The sequence below is a fragment of the Collinsella aerofaciens genome (assembly GCF_018785245.1).
GTDB lineage: Bacteria > Actinomycetota > Coriobacteriia > Coriobacteriales > Coriobacteriaceae > Collinsella > Collinsella aerofaciens_AD.
The window spans coordinates 17,281-41,049 of record NZ_WQPL01000017.1; the positions used below are offsets into that span (position 1 = coordinate 17,281).

Annotated in this window: 22 protein-coding genes; 7 read left to right on the forward strand and 15 right to left on the reverse strand. The window is 60.1% G+C overall.

Annotated elements, in window-relative coordinates; genetic code table 11:
- Positions 1-99: 99 nt before the first annotated feature.
- From GPK39_RS03775 to GPK39_RS03795, 5 genes are all read right to left on the reverse strand, one after another.
- The gene (locus GPK39_RS03775) at positions 100-2,052 is read right to left on the reverse strand and encodes a heavy metal translocating P-type ATPase (RefSeq protein WP_215673902.1); all 1,953 of its coding nucleotides are present in this window, start codon (positions 2,050-2,052) and stop codon (positions 100-102) included.
- Positions 2,053-2,152: 100 nt separating this feature from the next.
- Positions 2,153-2,371, reverse strand: coding sequence for a cation transporter (locus GPK39_RS03780; RefSeq protein ID WP_215673904.1), 219 nt, complete (start codon positions 2,369-2,371; stop codon positions 2,153-2,155).
- Positions 2,372-2,434: 63 nt separating this feature from the next.
- Complete coding sequence (locus GPK39_RS03785; RefSeq protein ID WP_055285819.1) at positions 2,435-2,800, reverse strand: ArsR/SmtB family transcription factor; 366 nt, start codon at positions 2,798-2,800, stop codon at positions 2,435-2,437.
- A gap of 419 nt (positions 2,801-3,219) precedes the next feature.
- On the reverse strand, positions 3,220-4,410 hold the full coding sequence (locus GPK39_RS03790; protein ID WP_215673905.1) for a hypothetical protein: 1,191 nt from the start codon (positions 4,408-4,410) through the stop codon (positions 3,220-3,222).
- Between the two features lie 350 nt (positions 4,411-4,760).
- Entirely contained in the window at positions 4,761-5,729 is a 969-nt protein-coding gene (locus GPK39_RS03795) for a 3'-5' exonuclease (RefSeq protein WP_006235437.1), read from the reverse strand.
- 172 nt (positions 5,730-5,901) lie between these two features.
- Here GPK39_RS03795 and GPK39_RS03800 point away from each other — a divergent pair, with 172 nt between their 5' ends.
- Positions 5,902-7,002, forward strand: coding sequence for a putative manganese transporter (locus GPK39_RS03800; protein ID WP_215673907.1), 1,101 nt, complete (start codon positions 5,902-5,904; stop codon positions 7,000-7,002).
- 105 nt (positions 7,003-7,107) lie between these two features.
- Here GPK39_RS03800 and GPK39_RS03805 read toward each other — a convergent pair whose 3' ends face one another.
- Both GPK39_RS03805 and GPK39_RS03810 read right to left on the reverse strand, forming a co-directional pair.
- Positions 7,108-7,590, reverse strand: coding sequence for a YaiI/YqxD family protein (locus GPK39_RS03805; protein ID WP_215673909.1), 483 nt, complete (start codon positions 7,588-7,590; stop codon positions 7,108-7,110).
- Positions 7,591-8,193, reverse strand: coding sequence for an HdeD family acid-resistance protein (locus GPK39_RS03810; RefSeq protein ID WP_215673911.1), 603 nt, complete (start codon positions 8,191-8,193; stop codon positions 7,591-7,593).
- Positions 8,194-8,457: 264 nt separating this feature from the next.
- On the opposite strand from GPK39_RS03810, the gene GPK39_RS03815 reads away from it, so the two are divergent.
- From GPK39_RS03815 to GPK39_RS03825, 3 genes are all read left to right on the forward strand, one after another.
- Positions 8,458-9,129 (forward strand): nitroreductase family protein, encoded by a 672-nt coding sequence (locus GPK39_RS03815; protein ID WP_215673913.1) that lies wholly within the window; start codon positions 8,458-8,460, stop codon positions 9,127-9,129.
- Positions 9,130-9,211: 82 nt separating this feature from the next.
- Positions 9,212-9,754: a histidine phosphatase family protein gene (locus GPK39_RS03820; RefSeq protein ID WP_215673915.1), complete on the forward strand. Its 543-nt coding sequence runs from the start codon at positions 9,212-9,214 to the stop codon at positions 9,752-9,754.
- A 17-nt stretch (positions 9,755-9,771) separates the two neighbouring features.
- Positions 9,772-10,407 (forward strand): histidine phosphatase family protein, encoded by a 636-nt coding sequence (locus tag GPK39_RS03825; RefSeq protein WP_215673917.1) that lies wholly within the window; start codon positions 9,772-9,774, stop codon positions 10,405-10,407.
- A 129-nt stretch (positions 10,408-10,536) separates the two neighbouring features.
- Here the strand turns inward: GPK39_RS03825 and GPK39_RS03830 are convergent, their stop codons facing one another.
- The 6 genes from GPK39_RS03830 to GPK39_RS03855 all read right to left on the reverse strand — a co-directional run bounded on the left by GPK39_RS03830 (position 10,537) and on the right by GPK39_RS03855 (position 17,250).
- Positions 10,537-11,220, reverse strand: coding sequence for a DUF1015 family protein (locus GPK39_RS03830; protein WP_215673919.1), 684 nt, complete (start codon positions 11,218-11,220; stop codon positions 10,537-10,539).
- A gap of 39 nt (positions 11,221-11,259) precedes the next feature.
- Positions 11,260-12,438 carry a M20 family metallopeptidase gene (locus GPK39_RS03835; protein WP_252204652.1) on the reverse strand — a complete coding sequence of 393 codons (1,179 nt, stop codon included), beginning with the start codon at positions 12,436-12,438 and terminating at the stop codon, positions 11,260-11,262.
- A 219-nt stretch (positions 12,439-12,657) separates the two neighbouring features.
- Positions 12,658-13,821, reverse strand: coding sequence for a phosphoglycerate dehydrogenase (locus GPK39_RS03840; protein WP_215673923.1), 1,164 nt, complete (start codon positions 13,819-13,821; stop codon positions 12,658-12,660).
- A 72-nt stretch (positions 13,822-13,893) separates the two neighbouring features.
- On the reverse strand, positions 13,894-15,018 hold the full coding sequence (gene serC, locus GPK39_RS03845) for a 3-phosphoserine/phosphohydroxythreonine transaminase (RefSeq protein ID WP_215673924.1): 1,125 nt from the start codon (positions 15,016-15,018) through the stop codon (positions 13,894-13,896).
- Positions 15,019-15,158: 140 nt separating this feature from the next.
- Entirely contained in the window at positions 15,159-16,901 is a 1,743-nt protein-coding gene (locus GPK39_RS03850) for a DUF2075 domain-containing protein (RefSeq protein ID WP_215673926.1), read from the reverse strand.
- Complete coding sequence (locus GPK39_RS03855; RefSeq protein ID WP_215673928.1) at positions 16,894-17,250, reverse strand: nucleotide pyrophosphohydrolase; 357 nt, start codon at positions 17,248-17,250, stop codon at positions 16,894-16,896. Before GPK39_RS03855 ends, GPK39_RS03850 begins: the two co-directional genes overlap by 8 nt.
- Positions 17,251-17,304: 54 nt before the next feature.
- On the opposite strand from GPK39_RS03855, the gene GPK39_RS03860 reads away from it, so the two are divergent.
- Entirely contained in the window at positions 17,305-17,556 is a 252-nt protein-coding gene (locus GPK39_RS03860; protein WP_252204654.1) for a hypothetical protein, read from the forward strand.
- Between the two features lie 41 nt (positions 17,557-17,597).
- Here the strand turns inward: GPK39_RS03860 and GPK39_RS03865 are convergent, their stop codons facing one another.
- A complete protein-coding gene (locus GPK39_RS03865; protein WP_215673930.1) occupies positions 17,598-19,199 on the reverse strand; it encodes a potassium/proton antiporter in 1,602 nt (533 codons plus the stop codon).
- 253 nt (positions 19,200-19,452) lie between these two features.
- On the opposite strand from GPK39_RS03865, the gene GPK39_RS03870 reads away from it, so the two are divergent.
- Entirely contained in the window at positions 19,453-20,292 is an 840-nt protein-coding gene (locus tag GPK39_RS03870) for a metallophosphoesterase family protein (protein ID WP_215673932.1), read from the forward strand.
- A gap of 57 nt (positions 20,293-20,349) precedes the next feature.
- Here GPK39_RS03870 and GPK39_RS03875 read toward each other — a convergent pair whose 3' ends face one another.
- Positions 20,350-21,930, reverse strand: coding sequence for a lipopolysaccharide biosynthesis protein (locus GPK39_RS03875; RefSeq protein ID WP_423237416.1), 1,581 nt, complete (start codon positions 21,928-21,930; stop codon positions 20,350-20,352).
- Positions 21,931-22,110: 180 nt separating this feature from the next.
- Between GPK39_RS03875 and GPK39_RS03880 the strand changes: the two genes are divergently transcribed.
- Positions 22,111-23,682, forward strand: a complete 1,572-nt coding sequence (locus tag GPK39_RS03880) for an L-lactate permease (RefSeq protein ID WP_215673935.1) — start codon at positions 22,111-22,113, stop codon at positions 23,680-23,682.
- The last annotated feature ends 87 nt before the right edge of the window (positions 23,683-23,769 follow it).

The window sequence follows — 23,769 nt, forward strand, 5'->3', positions numbered from 1 at the left end:
GCCCCCGTTCGTAGCTCCGAAGGAGCAGAACGGGGGCACTTCATTGGTCGAGGACGTTTTCAAAACCAAGCCCGGCCCCGGCCGGAGGGACTACGGACGCTACAGGTTCTTGACACCCATCGCGCGCATGGCGTTCAGGATGGCGATGATCGCCACACCCACATCGCCGAACACGGCAAGCCACATGTTGGCGATGCCCAGTGCCGCAAGCACCAGAATCAGCAACTTAATGCCCAGCGCAAAGATGATGTTCTGCCAAACAATCGACATGGTCTTGCGCGCCACGCGGATCGCGCGGGAAATGTTGGACGGCTTGTCGTCCATGAGCACGACATCGGCGGCCTCGATCGCAGCGTCAGAACCCATAGCGCCCATGGCAATGCCCACATCGGCGCGCGTAAGCACGGGCGCATCGTTGATGCCGTCGCCCACAAAGGCGAGCTTGCCCTTGCCACTCTCGGTTGCAAGCAGCGCCTCGACGCGCTCGACCTTATCGCCCGGCAGCAGCTGCGCGTGGAACTCGTCGAGACTGAGTTGCTTGGCCACAGACGCCGCAACCTCCTCGCGGTCGCCCGTGAGCATGACGGTGCGCTTGACACCGGCGGCGTGCAGGTCGCGAATCGTCTGCTCGGCATCGGCCTTTATGGTGTCGGCAATTACAATGTGGCCGGCATAGATGCCATCGACTAGCACATGGAGGATGGTGCCGACGACCTCGCAATCGGGCGCTTCGACTCCGGCCGCGGCGAGCATCTTTGCGTTGCCAACGACGACGTGCTTGCCGTCGATGGTTGCCGTCACGCCGTGGCCCGCGTCGTTGGCGGAGTTGCTAACGCGCTTGGGGTCGACCTCGCCCTGGTAGGCGACACGCACGGACTGCGCGATGGGGTGATCGGAGAACGACTCGGCAAGGGCCGCGACTTCGAGCAGCGACTGCTCGGTATAGCCTGCCTCGGGGTGTACCGCCACGACCGAAAACGTGCCGTTGGTGAGCGTGCCGGTCTTGTCAAAGACGACGGTGTCCACATCCGCGAGCGTCTCGAGGTAGTTAGAGCCCTTGATGAGGACGCCCAGCTTGGATGCGCCACCGATGCCGCCAAAAAAGCTGAGCGGCACGCTGATCACGAGCGCGCATGGGCAACTGACGACGAGGAAGGTCAGGCCGCGCAGGATCCAGTCGGACCAGGCGCCGGTGACCAAGCCACCGCCGAGCGCGAGTACCGCGGCCGCGCCGGTGACAGCGGGCGTGTAGACGCGGGCGAAGCGCGTGATGAAGTTCTCGGTGCGTGCCTTCTTCTCACTAGCGTTTTCTACGAGCTCCAGGACGCGCGCGACGGTGGACTCGCCAAAGGGCTTGGTGGTGCGCACGTGGAGGAGACCCGTCATGTTGATGCAGCCGCTGATGATATCGTCTCCAGTTTTGGCCGGGCGGGGGACCGACTCGCCCGTGAGAGCGGCGGTGTCGAGCTGGGTTTCGCCCTCGACGATGACGCCGTCGATAGGCACGCGCTCACCGGGCTTGACCACGATCACGGTGCCGACGGCGATGTCATCGGGGAAGACCTGCTCGAGTGTGCCGTCGGGCTGCTCGACGTTAGCGTAGTCGGGCGCGATGTCCATCATGGCACTGATTGACTTGCGGCTCTTGCCCACGGCGTACGCCTGAAACAGCTCGCCGACCTGGTAGAACAGCATGACGGCGGCGCCTTCGGCCATGTGCGGGTCGGTATCGGGGAAGAGCACCATGGCAAACGCGCCGATGGTCGCGACGGCCATGAGGAAGCTCTCGTCGAAGGCCTTGCCGCGGCGGATGTTATTGAATGCCTTTTGCAGTACGTCGTAGCCGGCAATCAAAAACGGCACGAGGAACAGCACAAAGCTGGCGTAGATGTCGCCCGGGGTGCCGAATGCGGCGGTAAGGGTGCCGAACTCATCGAGGGCGTACACCACGACAAAAATGCCCAGCGCTACCAGGATGCGGTTGCGCTTATGCTCGAGTGATTCTTTTTTTTTGCGCTTCTTCTTTTTCTTTTTGGGGTCGGCGGTGGCCATGACTCGTATCCTCCCATTTGAATGAATGAACACTCGCTCATATAATTTCGCGAGCAAAGGCCGCGGCAAGCGCGGCCTTGCAGGTTGGCGTAAACCTGGGCTAGAGAATGATCTCGCAGTCCGGCTCGGCGTCGGCCGTAAACTCAACAACGCGGTTGAGCACCTCGTCGAACTCAGCATCATCGGCCTCGAGCGTCAGCTTCTGGGTCATAAAGTTGACCGAAACGGACTTGACGCCATCGAGCTTGGCCAGCTCGTCCTGAAGCTTACGCGCGCAGTTGGCGCAGTCGATCTCGTCGAGCTTGAACTGCTTTTTCATGGTGGATTCCTTTCCCCGTATTTGCGGCTTGGGTGCAGGCCGCGCTGGTACCGTGGTTGGCTGCTATTCGCAGATGTGGCTCATGCCCTGGTTGAGCATGGTGTAGACGTGGTCGTCGGCGAGCGAGTAGAGGATATTGCGCCCGTCGCGCCGGAATTTAACCAGGTGCGACTGCTTGAGTGTGCGCAGCTGGTGCGATACTGCCGACTGCGAGGTTTCGGTCGCTTCGGCGATGTCTGCCACGCAGAGCTCGCGGCCCATGAGGGCGTAAAGGATCTTGATACGCGTGGTGTCGCTGAAGACCTTGAACAGGTCGGCGAGGTCGTAGAGAAGTTCCTCGTCGGGAAGGTCCTCGGGCGAGCAGGTGGTGGGGATCGCGGGTTCGGTGGCCTCGATGTCGGGTTTCGTTTCATCAACGCGAATGCTCATTGCAATATCCTTTCATATGAACATGCGCTCATATAACTTGCTTCCGATTATATGAGTGTATGTTCATATGTCAATGACGTTCAGGTAATTCGTTGCACAAAATGATGGGGAATAGTGGACGAGATCCCGGACTGAGCGGTTTTGATAGCCGATGCCGGGGTGGGTGCCCTTGAGCCGTGCAAAAATTGGAGTATTCTGCAACGATAGGGGGTCCGTTAATTTATCGCAGGCCAAATAATGCAGCTAAAGAGTTATCTTAGGGTGTTAATCCGATGAGTTCTTCCTCAAATGTTGCCTAACGCTCTCACGCAAGAGTGATTTCGCTTCACATTTGGATCCACTCGAGGGTGATAGACACCCGGCTCTGCTGAATACTCGCAATTTTGCACGTCGCTAAGGTGCCCACCTTGTTAGCCGGTCTAGCTCCCGGCCCCGAAGATCCTGCCCTCGGGCGCGAGGCTGCTTGTTTGGGCAAATGATGGGCTGTCGGATTCGACTGTCTGCATGTCATCGATTGCCGGAACTTCATTAATTGTCGGGTCATCCAGCGTGATGCCTTCGAGCGTTGCTTTTTCGAGGTCGATTCGTTGACGATCTTCGGAATCCTGGCGAAGCTGCTTCTGAATTCGCTTTTTCTCTTCTATAAACCTTCTGAGCACAAACTGTCTCAGGTCCTCTTGCATGATTTGAAAGTCTTTTGGCAGACGCGAGGGGCGTACGCCCTCTTTCCGCTGGATTGCTTCCATGACCCTAACGAAAGAGCTGGCATGCATAAAGGAATAACGACTGACGGTGATGATTCCGTACCCCATGGACGCAAGTGCATTCTTGCGCTCCTCATCGATGGCGCGGTCTTCTTCCGCGTCATGATAAAAACCGTTGTATTCAATGTCTGTGCGAGATTTCTTTAGATATGCATCCATAAAGAACTTTTTGCGTCTCGTGAGATTCTTTGCGGCAGCGGTGACCTGCACCTCGTAATCGGTCTCAATTCCCTTAATACCAAGCCCTCCTTCGCTTTTGGGCAGCGTTAGCATCATGACAAAGGCTGTTTCCATAGGAGACCGGCATCCGTCGCGCACACATTGGATCGCCTTTCGGGCAAGGGCCAGACCGTCGCATCTGGTAATGGAATTAAAGAACTGTTTTAGCCTCTCGGTCGAGGTGAGCGCGAAACGCTCGTTATAAGAGGTGGAAGAGCCGGTTCCAAGGGAGTAAGCGCTGCACAATTCAAAGTAGTACTCCACCAGTTCGCGAAAAGGGAGATAGGTGGCGGCCTGAAGTGCGCAAAGCTCAACGCCAACAATGTAGATGTCATCTTCTAGCTCTATAAAACGCGAGCATGAGAATCGCTTTGACGAAACATGGCATCGACAGTCCGTCGCGTAGCGCGCGTTCCTGCGATCAAACACCATGACCTCGAGGGATTCATTTGCGTCGAGGGCAACATCATGTTTTGTAAGCCATTCTGCGGCCGTATCGAGGAGCGTTCCGGTGGGACATGATCCGTAAATCGCGGCAGGGCTACAGGACCCGATGCCTTTTGCAGACATTGAGCGGGCGGCCTGGTAGACCGCTTTTGCCGTGTTATGTGACAATACGATACTCATGGTAAGTATCGTGTCAGAAAATACCGTGTCGATGGTGCTGAGTGGGAAAGCCGTTTTTGGGGTCTAACCAAATGCTGTCCAAAAGCTTGACGCGATTATGGGCCCGTTCACCTTAAATCAATGTTTTCGCTGCTCGGCTATAGCATAGAAATACTCAATTGCTGCACATTCGATATTAATTCATCGATATCCGAAAACAAATCACGTGTTGAGAAAAGGCTGAAATCGTTCAGAATGAGCGTTCAAAATTTGTGATGGCGGGCCTGCTTATGGAACGTAGGGCGGCCCCGCCGCGAGGTTTCCCGCTTCGAGGCCGCTCGTGATCTACGCCGTGTTTGTCGTAGACGTTTCTACTTGGCAAACAGGTTCTTGAGGTTGAACTCGGCTTGGACCGTGCGGAGCATGAGGTCGGTGTCGTCCAGGCCTAGGTGCTGCTCGTTGGCGTCGGCAGCGAGGGTGCCGCGTCGGCGGGCCCAGTTCTCGAGCGCGGCGGGCGCGGACTCGCGGGGGAGCGAGCGTACGTCGGCGTCCAGGCTGCGGCAGATCTGGCGCGAGTCGATGACGATGATCTTGCCTGCGCGGCGTGCCTCGGCGTAACCGTCCAGGTGGATTTTGAACCAGCTGTCCTCGAAGGCGGCATTGTGCGCCATATAGGGATACTTCTTCATGAGCTTGAGTAACTGCTTCTGCAGCTCCTTGTTCTCGCGGAACGGCTTTTTGCCATCGATGTCGTCCCAGGTGATGTGGTGGATATTCGACAGCGGTACGTCCTCGCCGCGGTAGATGTCGGGCAGGCCACAGTAGTGCGCCTCGGCGTCGTGCGGGACGGCGTCGCTGGTGAGCTCCATGATTTCCCAACCCACATTGATGATATAACCGCGCTCGGGTGCACGGCCGGTGGTCTCGATGTCGATACCGAGCACGGTGCCCTGGATGGGCTTGCGGGCGTAGGCCACGCCGAGCGCGTCGCGGTCGCCGCGGATCTCGCGCATGACCGACGCGGCGGTGCGCTTTTGCATCTTACCGATGGCGGCGCAGGTGTCGGCATCGGACAGGCCGCGCGAAAGCGTCGCGGGCGTTACGTTGCGCAGGCGCGCCTCGCCAATCTGGTCGCACAGGTCGCGGTTGCGGTCAGCCAGGTCGCGCACGGTGGCAAAGTCGAAGCTGGGGTCGCCCTCGGCGGTAAAGTACTCGGTTTCGAGCACCTTGAGGGCCTCCTCGCCCTTCTGGCGCTCGGACTCCATGGCGCCGTGATCGCCATAGATAAACATGGGAATAAACGGCTGGCGCTCGTATTCGAGTGCTTGTGAAACGTTCATATAACTGCTCCTTGGATGGGCCGCGTCGTGCGGCTCAGGGTCATTAAGATGTGGCGAGATGATAGTTTACCATGGGCAACTATTGGCATCGCGCCTAGGACAACTACAATACCCTAGTTGACCGCTAGGACTTTTACAATGCTGCCGAAAGACACGAAAGGTTCCATCCGTCATGGATTTGCTGATTGATATTCTGCTCGACGCCGGCAAGGACACGCTGTCGCTGGTGCCGTTTTTGTTGGTGACGTATCTGGCCCTCGAGACCTTGGAGCACGTCGCGGGCGACCGCGTTAACGGGGCCATCAAGCGCGCCGGCGCCGCGGGTCCCGTGGTTGGCTCGTTGCTGGGCATGGTGCCGCAGTGCGGCTTTTCGGCCATGGCGGCAACGCTGTACGCCGGTCGCGTCGTGACGCTGGGCACCTTGGTGGCGGTGTTTCTCTCGACCTCCGACGAGATGCTGCCGCTGCTACTTGCCGAGCAGGTTCCCGTGCAGACTATGGCGATGCTTTTGGCTTCGAAAGCGCTGATCGCACTGGTCACGGGCTTTATCGTAGATACCGCCATTCGCGGCCTGCGTCGTAACGCTCGCGCGCATGCGGCGATTCGCCGTACCGTGCTGGGAACCGCGGCCAACCCGGCCCACGTGAACTGCGCGCACGACGACCACACTGGCGGTGACATCATCGACGAGGTGGCCGAGGCGGGCGTGAGCGCCGACCACATCCACGAGTTGTGCGAGCGCGACCATTGCGGTTGCAATGATGATGAAGATGAACACGAGCGCGACCACGGACACAGCCATGACCACGGTCACACGGGCGAACATGAGCACCACCACGGCCATGGCCACGGTCACTCCCACTCCCACGAAGGGACGCCTGTCCTGTCGATCATCCGCAGCGCGATCTCGCACACCGTGCAGGTCTCGGTATTCATTTTTCTGGTGACGCTGATTCTGGTCGCCGTGCTCGAGACCTTCGGCGAGTCCGCAATCGAGCAGTTCCTGCGCGGCAACGAGACGCTTGCGGTCCTGGGCTCGGCACTCGTCGGCCTGATCCCCAACTGCTCGGCCAGCGTCGTCATCACGCAACTGTACCTGGAAGGCGCGCTGCAGCTGGCCCCGATGCTCGCCGGCACGCTCATCTCTGCCGGTGTGGGCTACCTGGTGCTGTTCCGCACCAACCGCAGCGCCCGCGAAAACGTCCTGTTCCTGATCATGATGTACGTCATCGGTGCTGGCTGGGGCCTCATCCTCTCCGCCGTTGGCCTTTAAGTAGATTATTGGGACATGTCTTACGATCTACCCCTGTGACCAGGGCATTTCCGCTGCCAAAACAAAAAGGTAGATTTTTAGGTATATCCCAAAAATCTACCTTGTTTAGCGTAACAGCTCGGTGAGGTTGCGTTTAAAGCGGGCGCGGTCTTCGCTGGTAAATGCCGCCGGTCCGCGAGTGCGTCCGCCGGCGCGGCGTACCTTCTTTTCCTCGTGGCGAATAAACAGTTGCATGTCGATGGTCGCCTTATCGTAGACGCGCCCGCGCACGCCGATGGCGGCGGCATCGCGCCCGAGCACCATGCTCGCCAAGCCAATGTCCTGCGTCACGACCACGTCGCCCGCCTGCAGGCGTTCGACAATGGCAAAGTCGGCGCTGTCGGCGCCCACGCTCACATCGAGCGTCGTGACCCAAAATCCGCGTCGCGCATGCTCGGCGTCGCGCGGATCGTCGCGGCGAATGTGCCGTTCCAGGTTTTGCGTGCTGTTGCCGGCGATAACAACGGCGACACCCGTCCGCCGCGCGCAGTCAATCGACTCGCGCGTGACCGGGCAGGCGTCGGCATCAATAAAGAGCGTTCGCGGCATCTAGTGCACCAGTTTGCCAAATTGAATAGCGCGAACAATCAGCGTTACGCCAAACACCAGCAGTGCGGCGCCGCTAAAGATGACGAGCATCTTGGCCGACCACAGCGGATAGATAAACACGAACATGCCGGCGATGATGGAGAGCGCGCCGCTCAGGATGGCGAGGGCACGGTTGGACGAAAGCTCGGACTCCAGAATGGACATGACACCTTCGACGATCCAGCCAAAGCCGGCCACGATAACCACCATCGTGGTGAGCGTCGCGGTCGAGAAGGCCTGGTTGCGCAGGATTATGACGCCGCCCAAGATAATGAGTAGGTTGGAGATGATGCTCGTCACGCGCCAGCCGGTGGGCAGCAGCGGCTCAAAAATGGCAGTGAACAGCCTGATGGCAGCAGTGATTACAAAGTAAAAACCCAGGACAGTCGTCAAAAAGATGAGGGACTTGGCGGGTGCAAAAAGCAGCGCGATACCAGCAATGAGCGCCACGACGCCCGTGATGGCGTAGATCCATCGCACGGCCTTGACGGCTTTGCCCGCCATGCTTTTCTCGTCAAATCCAAACTGGCTCGATTTTTGGTCATCGTTCTTAAAGATGCCCATAATGTCTCCTTTCCGTGTGGTGTACGTCGCGTTCGTTGCTCTCCGTGCGGCGTACGCCAAAAGTGCTGCAACAAGTATCGCCCAAGGGTGCCGATGCATGGGGCGGGAAGGACGAATTGCCGCCCCACATTCCCGAATTGTTACTTTTGTTCCCGTTTGGATGTGGGATATTCAACAGCTGTAGAACATTGCGCCGCTGTATGTAATTGCCTACGTTTTAGGTTAGATTCTCCTAAGGACAATTGACTTGTATTGGGGGTCCCTATGAACGAAGCAGTTCCCACGGCGCCGGTAAGCGCCGAGTCGATGGCAAAGCAGGGTTGCGAAAAGCTCGGCTTGAACGCGTTTGATGCGTTGGTTCGCCGCGCCCGTACGTGCCGTCGCTTTGACGAGTCCATGCGCGTGCCGCGTGAGCTTTTGCTTGAGCTGGCGGAGCTGGCGCACCTGACTCCCTGTGGTGCCAATGCTCAGCGTCTTCGTTTTCATGTGGTGAGCGGTGCCGAGGATTGCGCGCGCGTATTTGATGAGCTCGCGTGGGCCGGTGCGCTTAAGGATTGGCCGGGTCCTGCCGAGGGTGAGCGCCCGACCGGCTACATCGCGATTTTGGCCGAGCGCGCCGTTCCGGGTAAGCCCGCCGCTCCCATTACCGAGGCCGACACGGGCATTGCCGCGCAGACGATGATGCTCGCCGCTCGCAGCGCCACGCCCGAGGTGGCAGCCTGCATGTTCAAAGCCTTTACGCCCCACGCGATCGATGCCATGGAGCTCGATAACGACAAGTATGAGCTCAAGCTGATCATGGCGTTTGGCGTTCCGGCCGAGACGCAGGTGATCGATGCGATCGATTCCAACCCCGACGGTTCAATTAATTACTGGCGCGACGAGGCACAGGTGCACCACGTACCCAAGCGCCCGCTTGCCGACGTACTGGTGTAGCTGAGCGTCGCCGTGGTGTGATCCGGCGGTGAACCACCACAAAGGTGCCTGTCCCCTTTGTGGTGGTACGAGAGGAGGACATGTGGCCGATCTGTATTTGGTGCGGCATGGGCAGACTGAGCTCAATGTGCAGAGCATTTTGCAGGGCTGGCACGATTCGCCGCTTACGGCGCGCGGGCGTCAGCAGGCGCTGGCGACGCGCGCGGCGTTTGCGGCGCGTGGCGTGGCCTTTGATCATGTGTATTCCTCGCCGTTGGGCCGGGCGCGGCATACGGCCGAGCTTATCGTTGGCGAGGGCCGTTCCATTGAGCTGGTCGATGACCTGCGTGAGTGGCATTTTGGCTCGCTGGAGGGCACATCAAATCGCGAGATGCCGCCGCAGCCCTGGGGTGATTATCCGGTTGCCTTTGGTGGCGAGTCGGAAGTGCAGCTTCAGTCGCGCATGGTCGCGGCGCTGTCCCGCATCATGGCCAGGCCGCAGCACGACTGCGTGCTGGCGGTTTCCCACGGCTCAGCCTGCCAGGAGTTTCTTGAGTATGTGACTGGCGAGGGAGAGCTGCCCGACAACGGTGCCGTGCTTCATTTTGGCTATTGCGACGGGGCGTTTTCGCTCTTGGGTTGGTAACGAACGAAAGGACCCCTATGAATAAAGATCTGTATCTGGTCCGTCATGGACAGACGATATTCAACCTTAAGCGTATCATTCAGGGGTGGAGTGACTCGCCGCTTACGCAGTTGGGCTGCGACCAGGCGGCGCGCGCCGGCATGTTTTTGCGTGCGCACGGCATTGAGCCCGACCACGCCTACACCTCGACGCTGCACCGCACCGAGCAGACCATCGCCAACCTGTGGCCGGGTCTTACCTACGAGCGCCTAGACGGTCTGCGCGAGTGGTTCTTTGGCGATTTTGAGGCTGAGCGCGTGGTGCTCATGCCCGAGCGCCCATGGCGCGACTTCTACCGCCAGTTTGGCGGCGAGGGACAGATGCAGGTGCGAGAGCGCATGGTGGCGACGTTGACCGATCTTATGCGTCGCCCGGACCACGAGCGCGTGCTCGCGGTGAGCCACGGCTCGGCCATCAAGGAGTTCATGGACCATACCAAGGGCGCGGCGGCCGATGAACGCGATCGCGTTCCGGGCAACTGCTCGGTGCTACACTTTGCGTTTGACGACGAATCCGACACGTTTGAGCTGGTCGAAGTCTTTACGCAGGAGGATTACGCGCGCGAGCTGGGGCTTGAACCGCTCGTGGCTACTGCGGGTCCGCAGCGCGGATAACGCGAGCGCGACGGCACGGGTCGCCGGCATACTTCTCGACGCAAAAGGGGCGGAGATGCATGTACCTGCTGCATCTCCGCCCCCCTGTTTGTTGAGCTGCCGATTTTTGTGCTGGGCGGTCTGGTCTTGCTAGAACCGCGCGACCTGGTGCGTGAGCAGACCTGTCGGAACTTGCGGCGCGGCGCCGCTGACCTGCGCGGCGGGGAAGAGCGCGGCAACGGTAAAGTTGAACGGCTCCTTGCCGGTGTACGTTCCGGCGGCACGGGCCTCATCGGCCAGCAGCTGCGACGCCCCGGTCAGAGCGGCGGCGTAGGCGGGGTCGTCGGCCAGTGCCGGCTCCGGTGCTTGGTCGAGCATAGCGCGGATGGCTCCGACGGCGTCCTCGCGCTTGACCTCCCACGCGCGGTGCGTAATGCCCGCGGGGTCGGTGACGGCGTAGAGCGACGCGCCCTCTTTGGCGGCGCCCAGGATGATATCCATGACGGGCGAGGCCTCGTAGGCGAGCGACACGGGGCGCGGCTGCACCTTGAGCTCGGCGATCGCGCGCGCGGCGGCGGCCACGTCAGCGCTGGCATCGCCCTTGTCGCCTGCAAGTACACTCGTCGGGCAAATCGCCACAACACCCGTCACGCGCCCCGGCTCCCCCGAACATTCGTACACGTAATACGCCGCACCCGGGTCCTTGAGCATCAGACCATCGGCAATGGATCCGCGCAGAGCATCGTTGCCGCTCAGGATGCTGCCCATTGCAGGCAGCGCCTCGAGCACGCGGTCCTGAGCTGGGCGGATGCAGGGAAACGGAAGTGCTTTCATGGGCGGTCCTAACGCACGAGTCGGTTTGTTCGCGGCTTATTATGCCCCAACTTGGCCGCTCGCGTCCCAGAGCACGTTATCGGCGAGCGCGATTAGCACCTGCTGACAACGAACGATATCGGCGTGGGGCACATATTCGTTGGGCTTGTGCGCGAGCGCGAGCGACCCGGGACCGTAGCTCATGCAATTGCGGTTGCCTGTCTTGCCGGCGATGACGGCGGTGTCGGTGTAGCCGGTAAAGAAGCCGACGGTCGTGTCCGCGTCCGTCACGTCATCGGCTGCACGCTTGAGCGCTGCTAGAAGGGGAGAGTTCGGGTCACGCTCGATGGCGGGGCGGTCGCCCGTCACGGTATAGGTGCCGCGGCAACCGGGAACGGCGGCTTCGGCAACGGCGATGGCCTGCTCTACCATGCGCGTCGCGGCGGCCGTATCGGTCGGCGGGGTCAGGCGCATGTCGACCCAGACCTTGGCATGGTCTGGCACCACATAGGGACGATAGCCGCCCTCGATCTGCCCAAACGTAATGGTCGAGGGTCCCAACTCACTGTGCGCGGGCAGCGCCGCAAACGCGCGGCGAAGCGAGCATACGGCCTCGGCCATGGCGGCGACGGCATCCGCGCCCTTCCAGGGCTGGCTCGCATGCGCCGTCACGCCAGCCATTTCAATCTCGAACCACGTACGCCCCTTGTGCGCCACCTGGATCTGTCCGTCGGTGGGCTCGGTGTCCAGCACCCATTCACGCGAGCCGACCCAGTCAGCATCGATCGCGGCTTCTGAGCCGCGCATAAAATCTTCCTCGTCGACCGAGCAGATGAGCGAAAAGCCGTGGCGGGGCAGCGCGCCATCCGCCACCACGCGCTCGAGCGTATGGACCAGTGCGGCAATGGCGCAAGCCAGTCCACCCTTCATGTCGCAGGCGCCGCGGCCATAGAGTTTGTTGTTGCGCACAACCGCCCCGAGCGGCGGCGTGTCCGCGTCCCAGCCATCGCCCAAGGTTACGGTATCCATATGGCAGATATAGACGAGTCGCGGCTCGTCGCTTTGGCCCGGCACGGTGACCATGAGGTTGCGGCGCCCGGGGAGTACTTCGAGCTCTGCAATTTGCACGGCATGGAGCACCGGATGGCTCAGCTGCGCCACCCGTTCCTCAACCAACGCTTTGATATAGCGCTCAATTTCGTCCTCATACGCACCTGGGTCGGAACTGTCGATCCGCATGAGTCCTTGCGTAAGCCGCCAAGCAAAATCTGTATCAACCATAGGCACCTCACAGATAGTTAGGTCAACATACAGATTGTATGCCAAGAAGCGGCTCGGTGCATTTAATGGAGGGCTCACAAAAACGGGGACGCCTCTCGTGCGAAAGGCGCCCCCGCGGGCATTCAATGTCAGCGACGGGCAGGCCACATGGGGAACTGCCCGTCAGATCAGCCGGCGCTATTTGATCACGCGCACGCGATACATCGACGGAATCTGCTTGAGCGCCTCGATGGTGCTGCTGTCCAGGTGCTCGTCGGTGTCGAACATGGTGTAGGCGTTCTCGCCGGCAGACTCGTTGGTCATACGCTGCACGTTGGCGTTGTCCTTGGCCAGGATGGCCGTGATCTGGCCGATCATGTTGGGCACGTTGGCATGCAGGCAGGCAATGCGGCTTGCAGCGCGCGCCTTGCCCATGCTGCAAGCGGGGTAGTTGACGCTGTGGGCGATGTTACCGTTCTCCAGGTAATCCTTGAGCTCGCTGATGGCCATATCGGCGCAGTTGGCCTCGGCCTCACCGGTGCCGGCGCCCGAGTGCGTGGTGATAAACGTGTTGGGCATCTTGACGGTCTTGGGCGTGGCAAAGTCGCAGCTAAACCAGTTCAGCTTGCCCTCGCGCAGGGCGGCGTCGACGGCGTCCTCGTCAATGATGGTCTCGCGTGCGTAGTTGATCAGCACGGCGTCCGGGGCCATCAGGTTGATCTGCTCGGTGCTGATCATGCCGATGGTGTCGGCCTTGCTGGGCACGTGCACGGTGAGGTAGTCGCAGCCGCGGCAGAGATCCTCGAGCGTGCCCACGCGCTGCACCTCGCGGCTCAGCACCCACGCGTGCTCAACGGAAATGAACGGGTCGTAGCCGTAGACATCCATGCCCAGGTCGACGCAGGCGTTGGCGACCTTGGAGCCTACGTTGCCCAGACCGATGACGCCGATGCGCTTGCCTTTAAGCTCTCGGCCCACAAAGGCCTTCTTGGCCTTTTCGGCATCGACCTGAATCTCGGGGTCGTCGGCGTTGTCGCGCACCCAGTTCATCGACTGTACTACGCCGCGGCTCGAGAGCACCAGCATGCCCAGGACGAGCTCCTTGACGGCGTTGCTGTTGGCGCCGGGGGAGTTAAAGACGACGACGCCCTTCTTGGCGTACTCCTCGACGGGGATGTTGTTGACGCCGGCGCCGCAGCGGGCGATGGCGCGGATGCCCTCGGGCAGCTCGTAGCCGTGCAGGTCGGTCGAGCGCATCAGGATCGCGTCGGCCTCCTCGGCGGTGCTTACAAACTCGTAGCCTTCGCCAAACTCGACTTTGCCGTCTTTAGTGATGTCATCGATGGTCTTAATCTTACGCATGGAAAAACTCCTTAGCAGGTTTTGATCTAAACAAGGTGGTCTGAGGTGGCTGGTCGGCCCGCGGGTTGCGGGCTAGTTAGATCGCGGACTCAAACTATGCTGCGCTTCGAAGTCTTTCATGTACGAGGCCAGTGCCTGCACGTCTTCCATAGTTACGGCGTTGTAGACGCTGGCGCGCATGCCGCCCACCAGGCGATGGCCCTTGACATTTTGAATCTGGTGCTCGGCCGCGCCAGCGACAAAGGCCGCGTCGAGCTCGGCGTCGCCGGTGCGGAAGGTGACGTTGGCGATGGAGCGGCTGTCGACCTGCGTGGTGCCATGGAACAGCACGCTGTGCTCGAGCAGGTCGTAGAGCAGGTTGGCTTTGGCCCAGTTGCGCTCGGCCATGGCGGCAAGTCCGCCGGTCTCCTCGACCCAGCGGAACACCTTGCCGCACACGTAGATGCCAAAGGTGTTGGGCGTGTTGAGCATAGAGCCCTTGGCGGCCTGGGTCTTAAGGTCCATGTACTGCGGCGTCTGCGCAAAAGCGGGGCCATCTGCGATGAGGTCGTCGCGCACGATGACCACGGTCACGCCCGCGGCACCGGCGTTTTTCTGCGCGCCGGCGTAAATGAGCCCGTAGCGCTCAACATTGAGCGGCTGCGACAGAAAGCAGCTCGAGACATCGGCGACCAGCGGCACATCGCCGCAAGCGGGCAGCTCGCGGTACATGGTGCCAAAGATGGTGTTGTTCTGGCAGATGTAGACGTAGTCGAGCCCGTCGCCCGCGGCCTCGGCGGCAATGCGCGCGTTGATGTCGGCCATGTCGGGGATGCGGTCGAAATTGGTGTCCTCGGAGCTCGCGAGGAGCACGGCCTCGCCGTACTTGGCGGCCTCCTTGTACGCCTTGTTGGCAAAGTTGCCGGTCACGACGTAGCCGGCGCGGCCGCGGCGCATGAGGTTCATGGGGATGCCCGCAAACTGCAGCGTGGCGCCGCCCTGCAAAAACAGGACGCGGTAGTTGTCCGGGATGCTCAGCAGACGGCGCAGGGTTGTCTCGGCGTCGTCGATGATCTGCTGGTACATGCTAGATCGATGGCTCATCTCGAGCACGGACATGCCGCAACCGCGGTAGTCCATCATCTCGTCGGCGATCTCGGCGAGCACGCTTGTGGGCAGTGCGGCCGGGCCAGCTGAGAAGTTGTGCACACGTGCCATCTTCTAGTTCCCCTCGTAGTCGTTTGAACGTTCGGGATACTTTAGCACAGTGGAGCGTCAGGCGCGACCGCATCACGGTAAAACTCGAGTGCGCTGCTATGATTTACAGGATGCTTACATGGGAAAGGCGGTCGCTAGGTCTATATCACCGGGATATACCGTGACAGGTACTCCTTGAGCGCCGGATCGCACACATAGAGGAACGTTCCCAGCATGCCGCGCGTCATGAGGACGTAGTAGGCGTTGACGATGATCTTTTGCAAATCATCGTCGCTTGCCTTTTTCTTGGCAACGGCATCTTTGAAGTTCGCTCTGTTAACGTAGACTGCATCTTTGTTCGAATCGTAGTAAATGTCGGGACCCAGAATTACGAATCCGTAGTTGAGATCGTAGCCTTGTACCGTATGAATGCATCCGACTTCGTTGACGGCGTTGGCGGAGTTAACCCAATCCTTCTGGGTCGAGTTCCAGCGTTTGGGAATGCCCTCGATGACGATATCGAACGCATCTTTATTGCTCTTGCTTTCCCATTTCCAAGCAAAACCGGCTGTCATACGGGACAGCCCAACTTCTTTTTCTTTGGCCTGCTGTAGGGAGCAGAAATCTTCAAACCGGTCGACTATGCCAAACTGGTACCTGGGGATATCACTGTCAGGATCGCCGGCTTGCGAGTCGTAAGGCTGAGAGGCAAAGAGCTCATCAAACTTCATGCCGGCATGCATGTACGCTTTGTTATCAAGCAGGTCGTAGACGAAATCGAGGTACTCATCGCCGCCACGCACACGCATTTGGGTACTCAAGTTGAATTCTTCGGTCTCGATGCCAGCTTCTTCGAGTTGGTTGAGTCGCTGCTCAAGGCCATCTCGGTTGAGTCCCGATGCGCGGACTTGCTGTTTGGGGTCATAGAACAGGTACGCCTTGTCGCAGCATTTGAAAATCCAATCCACCTGGTTACTCGTGCGCGGCAAGTTGAGTCGTTCGCATGTGTTGTAGAAAGCTCCGATGCCGGCGCCGGCGGTCAAGTAGTTTCCCAGTCGGTGCGCCTCGTCGACAAGCAAGATGTCATACCGATCGTTTTTTGCGACATCGCTGGGGCTCAGGATGTCGCCGGGCTTTAGCCCGGGGAGGAAGTGCGTGAGTTTTTTGAGCGTCTTGCTCAGAGACTCCATGGGCGTCACGAAGCCGACCCGCAGACCGGAAAGGTTCGGCTCATTTTTGATTTTGAACATGAGACTGATGGCGAGGATTGTTTTGCCTGTTCCCGGCGCGCCGTTCACGACGGTTACGCGCTCTTTCTTGGGACCGCCGTGTTTAATGTCTTCATGCTCTTGCTCGAGCCGCCTGTAAATCGCCTCAATCGTTTCGTATTGATCGGGCGTGAGCGTTTTAAAGGGCGAGAATTTGAACAGGTCAGTGTTCTCGTGCTCTTCGATGGGGTGGATCGCATAGTTCTCTTCGCGAAGCTTCGTCCAGAGGTCTCTGAACTTCTGGCGATACTGAGGTCGCTCAAAATAATCGAACTGGGCATAGCCATTGTTGGCGTTGGTTACTTGGTATTTTTCGTCAGCGCAGAACAGCTCGATAAGTCGATTCTCAAACTCAAATGTTGCTGATTGATTGAAGGTTGGGTTGTCAATCAGAAGGGTCCGGTCGAAGTCTTTGTCCACGTTTGCGGCGTGTTGCTTCATGCGGCGTCGATAATTGGTCGTTTGACCGATGTACGCCGTTTTGTTTTTGCTGTTGGTCAGGATGTAGAGAACAGGCCAGCTTTCGTCGTGGTGCGACCCTGGCTTTGGCGTGCCAAAGTCTTGCAGCGATTTGCTTGTCTCGAAGGGCTGGGGTAGGGGAAGCGTGTATTGCCGAAGGGCGAACTCGTTACTCATGGTGGTCCGCCTTTCTATATTCGCTGGAGCTGGTGTCGACGGGATAGCGCTCGCCATTGCGTTTGAGTTTGGACGAGAGCGCCTTTGGGAGGTCGATTCCGTTTAGGTCGGCGAAACGCAGGAGAAAGAGGAGCGTGTCAGCGACTTCGTCTTCGATGGCTTGGCGCTGATCAGGGTTATCGAACATTTCTGCAATGCGCTCGTCGCTCATAAAGCGGAAAAGCTGCAGCAGTTCGGAGGCTTCGGTTGCCATGCCGATGGCGAGCTCTTTTGGCGTGTGATATTTGCGCCAATCGCGCGCATCACAAAAATCTCTGACTTGTTCCGTCATGGCATTGAGCTTGTCCATTGTCCGCAACCCCCCTGATGGCCAATGTTTAATTATGGCGTTGTCTGAGATTTAGTGCATCTCATTTATGGTGCTCGATTAATCAACAGCGGTTACCCGGTGGGAAGCTGCGGCATTAAAATCAATGTCGATGTAGGTCAGCTGCACGAGAGCTTGCTCGATCGCGCGGGGAGTGCGGCCGGCGTGGACTTTCCCGCCGCCCTGCTCGACGTGGTGGATATCGAGGACGAGTCGCCCCAAGAGCTCCTGGCCCGAGCCGAACGCGAGGGCCTCGACCTCCGCGACTTTGCCGTGGGTGACAGCTAGTAGCTGAAGAGGGATGGGGGCAGCTAATTTGGGACGGGCTGCTACGACGCCAGCGTGGCAATGACGGCTTCGTCGCCGGCGTATATTAGGGTGTTGCCATCGGGGATGATCGTCTGGCCTTCGCGCTTGAGCATCACCACAATAAACGGATGCTTGCCTTGCGACACATCGCACAGGCGCTGGCCGGCCCAGCGACCGTGGGGTGTCACGGTGACCTCGCGCAGTGTAACCTCGGCACGCTCTTCGAACGTTGGGGCGGCCATCACCAGCAGATCGCCTTCCTGGATCACGGTGTCGCCATTGGGCAGTACCGGGTGCGCACCGTCGCGCAGCACCAGGACCACGAGCATATCTGTGGCGCTGCCAATGTCCGCGAGCGAGCGTCCGGCAAACGGATGTCCAGCGCCCACCTTGAGCTTTACAAACGACATGCCGTCCTCGTCGCGGTAGTCGTTAAAGGTGCGGCGCACGTCGCCGGTCGCATCGATCATATCGAGCTTCTTCGCCACCGCCGGCAGAAGCGAGCCCTGCACCACAATGCTCGACACGGCAATCACAAACACCAGGTCAAATAGGTCGTGTCCGCCGGGAACGCCGGCCACCACGGCAAAGAGACTAAAGACGACCGAAGCTGCTCCGCGCAGACCCGCCCAGCTTACGAGCGCAACCTGGCGAGGGTTCGTCCTAAACGGCGCCAGCAGCATGCCTACGGCGATGGGGCGGCTCGCAAAGAGCATAAACGCCATGAGTGCCAGGCCCGGTAGCAGCATTTGCGGCAGGCGTGCGGGTGTAACGAGCAGGCCCAGCAAAAAGAAGATGGTCATCTCTGCCATCTCGGTGAGGGTGTCAAAGAAGTGCGCCATCTCGACTTTGCCGGTGATGTCGCTGGCACCCAGCACAATGCCGGCCAGGTATACAGCCAAAAAGCCGTTGCCGCCCAGGTAGCTCGGCAGCGCGTAGGCGACGATGGCCACGGCGAACAAAAAGATGGTCTGCGCGTCCTTGGCCGTTGCGTGCGCGCGTTCAATCAGGCGGCCCGCCGCCCAGCCGATGGCAAGGCCCAGGCCCACGCCCAGGATAATCTGCTTGGCCAGCAGTGCGGGAATGTTGATGTCGCCGCCGGCCGCGAGTGTAGCGAGCACAGCGGTGAGCATGTAGGCGACGGGGTCGTTGGAGCCCGATTCGACCTCGAGCAGCGAGTCGGTGCCGCCCCTCAGCGAAAGGCTGTGCTCGCGCAGAACGCTAAAGACGCTGGCCGCGTCGGTGGACGCCACGACCGATCCCAGCAGCAGGCCGCCGATCCAGTCGAAACCCAGCACAAAGTGGGCGAATACGCCGGTGATGCCGGCAGTGATGACGACGCCGAGCGTGCTCAGCAGCACCGCCGGCGCAGCGACGGGCTTGGCGCGGTCGATATTGGTGTTAAAGCCGCCGTAGAACATGATGAACAGCAGCGCCGTGCTGCAGACGGTTTCGGTGAGCGCATAGTCGCTAAAGTCGATATGCGCCGGGCCGTTGACGCCCAACAGCATGCCGAGCGCGATAAAGATGAGCAGGGTGGGGAAGGGGAGCTTTTTGCCGACGGGTTTGATGGTCAGGCACAGAATAATGACGAGGCCGATAAAGAGAAGAATCTGGTTCATAGGGAGTGTCCGCTCCTGGGTGGTTGGCGTGGCACGGTCAGTTGCCTGCGGTTATTTGTACCCAAAGATGGTGGGTTTATGGGGTTGGATTGCGGGCGTGCGCGATATCGTCATAGACGACTGCCGTCTTTGCCTCTGCTCGGAAACCCTTTCCAGCTTTATTGCAACGGAGTACAATGGGTAACGTTTAAGTTCAACTTGAAGTTTTAGTTGCGGAGCCGGGCTTCGGCCGCAATGCAAGGAGAGGCGTACCATGGCGATCTATGTGACATCTGATGCTCACGGGCACGTGCGTGCGCTTGACGAGGCCCTGTCTAAGATCTCGTTGACGTCCGACGACACGCTGTACGTGCTGGGCGACATGATTGATCGCGGGCCCGATCCGGTCGGCGTTATTAAGCTCGTGCGCTCGCTGCCCAACGCCCACGTGCTCAAGGGTAATCACGAGCAGATCATGCTCGATGCCATCATTGGTCAGGATCCGCTCGATGCCGAGACCTGGGATATCAACGGTGGCTGGACGACGCGCGAGCAGCTCAACGACATGGAATTTGAGGCATACGAGGAGCTCGTGCGTTGGATGGCCGCGCTGCCGCTCTACGCGGTGATCGAGACCGAGGAGCGCCCGTATCTGCTGGTACATGCTGGAATCGAGATGAAGGCGGCGCGCGCGTTTTTGCTTGAGCATGGCGTCGATTGTGCCGATGGCGTCGGAGCGGTGGGTGCCGATCGCGAGCTGCTGCAGCAGATGCTCGCGGTGCAGTCGTCCGATGACCTGCTATGGATTCGTCACGGCTATTGGGATGTGCCGACCGGGCTGCTTTCTGCCGAGGGCAAGGGCCCGGTCGTGGTGAGCGGCCACACGCCCACGGTATCGCTTGGGCGCTATTGCGAGGTCGGTGGTCTGGCGGGACTCGATGAGGAATCGGGACGCGGGCAGATCGTGCGCTTGGGCGGCGAGGACACTGCCGGTGTGCCCGATCGCATCGACATCGACTGCGCCGCCGCCACCGGCTCCGAGTTCGGCCGCGTGGGCATCCTGCGCCTGGACGACGGGGCGGAGTTCTACGCTAATATTCGCCCCGGGGAATAACGGCGCAAGAGGTTGGTGCCAAAACATCGACGTTTCTTTTCTTCAAATTGATTCGAATTAGGCGCCGTACGGATTTCGGTCCCTCTCTATGCGTTGGCGGATGTGGGCGTACTCGATAATCAACAGTACCAGCAGTAGGGCCATGATGGCTAGGTAGCTCACGACGGCGCCCATCAGGCCGAGCAGATTGATCAGAATCACCGGGAGCACCACGCTCACGGCAAAGCAGATCAGGTAGATCTTGGTGACGTCTCCAGCGTGGCGCAGCACCGTGATGATGGCGTAGATAAAGTCGATGGCCGCGGTGACGCCGCCGGCGACGACCATCAGCAGCGCCAGCGTACGGTAGCGTTCAAAGCTGAGACCGTACATAAAGCTCATGAGGGGAATACCGGGACCTGCCATAAATGCGGCGCACACGCCGGTGATGACCACGATCAGCGCCATAACGGCAACAATAATCAGGTCAAAGCGGCGACGCTTGCGCGGATTCGCCCAAATGCTCGACAGACGCAGGAGCTGCGGTTTATAGATAAATCCAATGCTCAACAAAATTCCCTGCGCCGGAAAGAACAGGGCATTAAAGTACAGCTGATACTTGTAGGCCAGCGCGCCTTCCATCACGAACTTGGGCATGCTCTCGATAAGGTTAAACAGGAACAGTGCGCCAAAGAGCGGGGCGCACTGGATAAACAGGTGGCCAGCCTCGCGCAGGCTCATGCGGCGTGATTTTTCGGTCTCGAGCAGGGCGAGCGGGGCGGTGACCAGCACGAGCGAGGCAATCGCGGCGATGCCCATGGCCATGGCCGCGATGGGCATGCTGCGCGTGAGGAACAGTGCCACGCTAAAGACCGCGATGACGCCGGCGGAACGCAGCGTTTGGCTCATGCCGGCCAAATAGAGCTTGTCGGCCTGCTGCAGGCGGCCCTCGTACACGTCGGCGATGCCGTCGATCACCTTATAGAGGTAGACGCCCAGGCCGATCGTGGCCATCTGCGCATCGTAGCCGCGTGCGCTGCTGTACGTGAGGCCGCAGCCTAGTGCGAGCGCTCCGCAAAGCCAACGGTTGAGCTGGTAGGAGGCGAAGGAGGTTTTTTCGTCGATGTCCGAGACCTGAAAGTTGCGCACGCCGTAGTTGCACGCGATCATGATGAGCGTGCCGGTAACAAAGGCGATGGAGAACTTGCCGGCCTCCTCGGCGCCCACGAGCTGCGTCGACACAATGGTGAGCAGCGGAAACGCCATGCCCCATACGGCGGTGCCCAGGGTGTTCCAAAGATAGTCGCGACTGGTGGCGTGCTCCTCGTATTCCGCTTCCTGCATGGAGAAGCCGCCGCCGTAGACGGCGCCGAGCAGACGGTTCCACCAAGCGTTGACCGTGCGGCGGACGGGGCCGGGCTTGCGATCGCGTTCGCGCCGGCGACGTGTGGCTTGGCTGCTATCGGGCCCGCCGGCGTTGCGCTGACTCAGCTCTTGGATGCGTGCGAGTTCCTCGGCAGTGTGCGAGGCAGGGAAGAGGCCGTTCTCGATGCGGCCGCCCTGGGCCTTCGCGGCGCCGTCTCTCGATGCAGCGGGGTTGGAGACGCCGTTGCGGCGGGCGATGGCGCGGCGAATGCTATCGAGGGGCGTGATGCTCAAAGCGGAGTCCTTTCTATTGCTGCGCTTTAGTATAGACGCGACGGTGTTCGTTCGTGTTTTTGAACGGATTGTTCAATAATTTCGGCGGGCGGCTGTAATTTGTCGGTAAACGTGCGGTATCCTGTTGAAGTTTTGTGACACCCCCGATGCCGCCCATGCGGTACCAAGGAGCTTCTACCTATGGACGTCGCCGCATTCTTACTGGCTCTTGTGCCGATTATTTGGCTGGTCGTGATGCTGCTGTGCTTTAAATGGCCAGCTTGGAAGGCCGCTATCGGATCGTTTGTCCTTTCGTGCTTGCTTGCCTTCGCATGGTGGCACCTGCCGGCAGCGCAGATCGCGACCGCCTCGCTCGAAGGTTTTTTGATGGCTCTGTGGCCCATCGTCCTGGTGATCATCGCCGCGGTGTTCACGTATAACCTGTGCGTTCGTACGGGCGCCATGGACGTGATCGGCAGCATGATCACCTCCATCAGCAGCGACCGCCGTCTGCTGGCGCTGCTCGTGGCTTGGTGCTTCGGTGGCTTTATGGAGGGCATGGCCGGCTTCGGTACCGCTGTCGCCATTCCCGCCGGCATGCTCGCGGGCCTGGGCTTTGAGGCCGTGCCTGCCGTGCTCATCTGCCTGCTGGCCAACGGCGTGCCCACGCCCTACGGCTCCATCGGCATCCCCACGGTGTCCGTTGCCGACCTGGTGGGTTTGGATTCCCTTCACCTAGCGACCGTTCAGCTGGTGCAGCTCGCACCGTTCTTTGTGGTGATGCCGCTATTTATTGTGCTGGTTGCGGGCCGTGTTGCCGATGACCAGGGCAATGCCGCGAGTGTGGGCGAGCGTCTGCACGGTGTTGCCGGCGTGGCGTTGCTCTCCGGCGTGTCGTTTGTCGGCGCGGCTCTGGTCGTTGCCATGTTTGTGGGCCCCGAGCTGGCCGTGGTCGTAGGATCCATCGTTTCGCTCGCGCTGACAGCTGCACTTGCCATGCGTGCCGAGAAGTCGGGGCATCTGGACGCACGCTTTCACATGAATATCGAGGCGGGGGAGAAGCTCACCGTTAAGTCGGCGCTTTCGGCCTGGTCGTGCTTCATCCTGATCTTTGTGTTGCTGCTGGGCACGTCTAATCTGGTGCCCGCTGTACATGCTGCGCTCGCGCCGTTTGCGAGCCATGTGCAGGTGTATTGCGGTGAGAATCCCGGTATGCTTACGTTTTCGTGGATCAACACGCCAGGCGCCTGGATTTTCCTGGCGGCGTTTGTCGGCGGTGCCATTCAGGGCGCTTCGCCGCGCATGATGGGCGAGGTGCTGGCCGCGACTGTGAAGCAGATGATGCCGACGGTTATCACCATGCTTTCGGTGCTGGGCTGCGCCAAGGTGATGGGCTATGCCGGCATGATTTCGTCAATCAGCGCATTTTGCATTGCGGTCGCTGGCGGTCTGTACCCGATTCTGGCTCCGTGGATTGGTGCGGTCGGTGCTTTCGTGACCGGTTCGGGCACGTCCTCGGGCATGCTGTTTGGCCCCATCCAGAGCCAGGCTGCCACCGCGCTGGGCGTGAGTGACTACTGGATGGTTGCGCTGAACGCGCTTGGCGTTGCCGCCGGCAAGATGATCTCGCCGCAGACCCTCGCCATTGGTCTTGCCGCCGTGCACGTGCGCGGTAAGGATGCCGAACTCCTGGGCGCGGTGCTACCCTACGCTGCCGGCATGCTGGTCCTCATGAGCGTCATAGCCATGCTCGGCCAAAACCTGCCGCTGTAGTCGGCACTTAGGGACGTTCCTTATGTGCCGGCACTTTGGGAACGTCCCTAAGTGCCGGCATCCGGGGACGCTCCTTGAATGTTGCCT

What these genes read in the sequence shown, in the direction of transcription:
- GPK39_RS03775 (WP_215673902.1), bottom strand. Translation starts at nt 2,052, where the DNA reads ATGGCCACCGCCGACCCCAAAAAGAAAAAGAAGAAGCGCAAAAAAAAA.
- GPK39_RS03780 (WP_215673904.1), bottom strand. Translation starts at nt 2,371, where the DNA reads ATGAAAAAGCAGTTCAAGCTCGACGAGATCGACTGCGCCAACTGCGCG.
- GPK39_RS03785 (WP_055285819.1), bottom strand. Translation starts at nt 2,800, where the DNA reads ATGAGCATTCGCGTTGATGAAACGAAACCCGACATCGAGGCCACCGAA.
- GPK39_RS03790 (WP_215673905.1), bottom strand. Translation starts at nt 4,410, where the DNA reads ATGAGTATCGTATTGTCACATAACACGGCAAAAGCGGTCTACCAGGCC.
- GPK39_RS03795 (WP_006235437.1), bottom strand. Translation starts at nt 5,729, where the DNA reads ATGAACGTTTCACAAGCACTCGAATACGAGCGCCAGCCGTTTATTCCC.
- GPK39_RS03800 (WP_215673907.1), top strand. Translation starts at nt 5,902, where the DNA reads ATGGATTTGCTGATTGATATTCTGCTCGACGCCGGCAAGGACACGCTG.
- GPK39_RS03805 (WP_215673909.1), bottom strand. Translation starts at nt 7,590, where the DNA reads ATGCCGCGAACGCTCTTTATTGATGCCGACGCCTGCCCGGTCACGCGC.
- GPK39_RS03810 (WP_215673911.1), bottom strand. Translation starts at nt 8,193, where the DNA reads ATGGGCATCTTTAAGAACGATGACCAAAAATCGAGCCAGTTTGGATTT.
- GPK39_RS03815 (WP_215673913.1), top strand. Translation starts at nt 8,458, where the DNA reads ATGAACGAAGCAGTTCCCACGGCGCCGGTAAGCGCCGAGTCGATGGCA.
- GPK39_RS03825 (WP_215673917.1), top strand. Translation starts at nt 9,772, where the DNA reads ATGAATAAAGATCTGTATCTGGTCCGTCATGGACAGACGATATTCAAC.
- GPK39_RS03830 (WP_215673919.1), bottom strand. Translation starts at nt 11,220, where the DNA reads ATGAAAGCACTTCCGTTTCCCTGCATCCGCCCAGCTCAGGACCGCGTG.
- GPK39_RS03835 (WP_252204652.1), bottom strand. Translation starts at nt 12,438, where the DNA reads ATGCGGATCGACAGTTCCGACCCAGGTGCGTATGAGGACGAAATTGAG.
- GPK39_RS03840 (WP_215673923.1), bottom strand. Translation starts at nt 13,821, where the DNA reads ATGCGTAAGATTAAGACCATCGATGACATCACTAAAGACGGCAAAGTC.
- serC (WP_215673924.1), bottom strand. Translation starts at nt 15,018, where the DNA reads ATGGCACGTGTGCACAACTTCTCAGCTGGCCCGGCCGCACTGCCCACA.
- GPK39_RS03850 (WP_215673926.1), bottom strand. Translation starts at nt 16,901, where the DNA reads ATGAGTAACGAGTTCGCCCTTCGGCAATACACGCTTCCCCTACCCCAG.
- GPK39_RS03855 (WP_215673928.1), bottom strand. Translation starts at nt 17,250, where the DNA reads ATGGACAAGCTCAATGCCATGACGGAACAAGTCAGAGATTTTTGTGAT.
- GPK39_RS03865 (WP_215673930.1), bottom strand. Translation starts at nt 19,199, where the DNA reads ATGAACCAGATTCTTCTCTTTATCGGCCTCGTCATTATTCTGTGCCTG.
- GPK39_RS03870 (WP_215673932.1), top strand. Translation starts at nt 19,453, where the DNA reads ATGGCGATCTATGTGACATCTGATGCTCACGGGCACGTGCGTGCGCTT.
- GPK39_RS03880 (WP_215673935.1), top strand. Translation starts at nt 22,111, where the DNA reads ATGGACGTCGCCGCATTCTTACTGGCTCTTGTGCCGATTATTTGGCTG.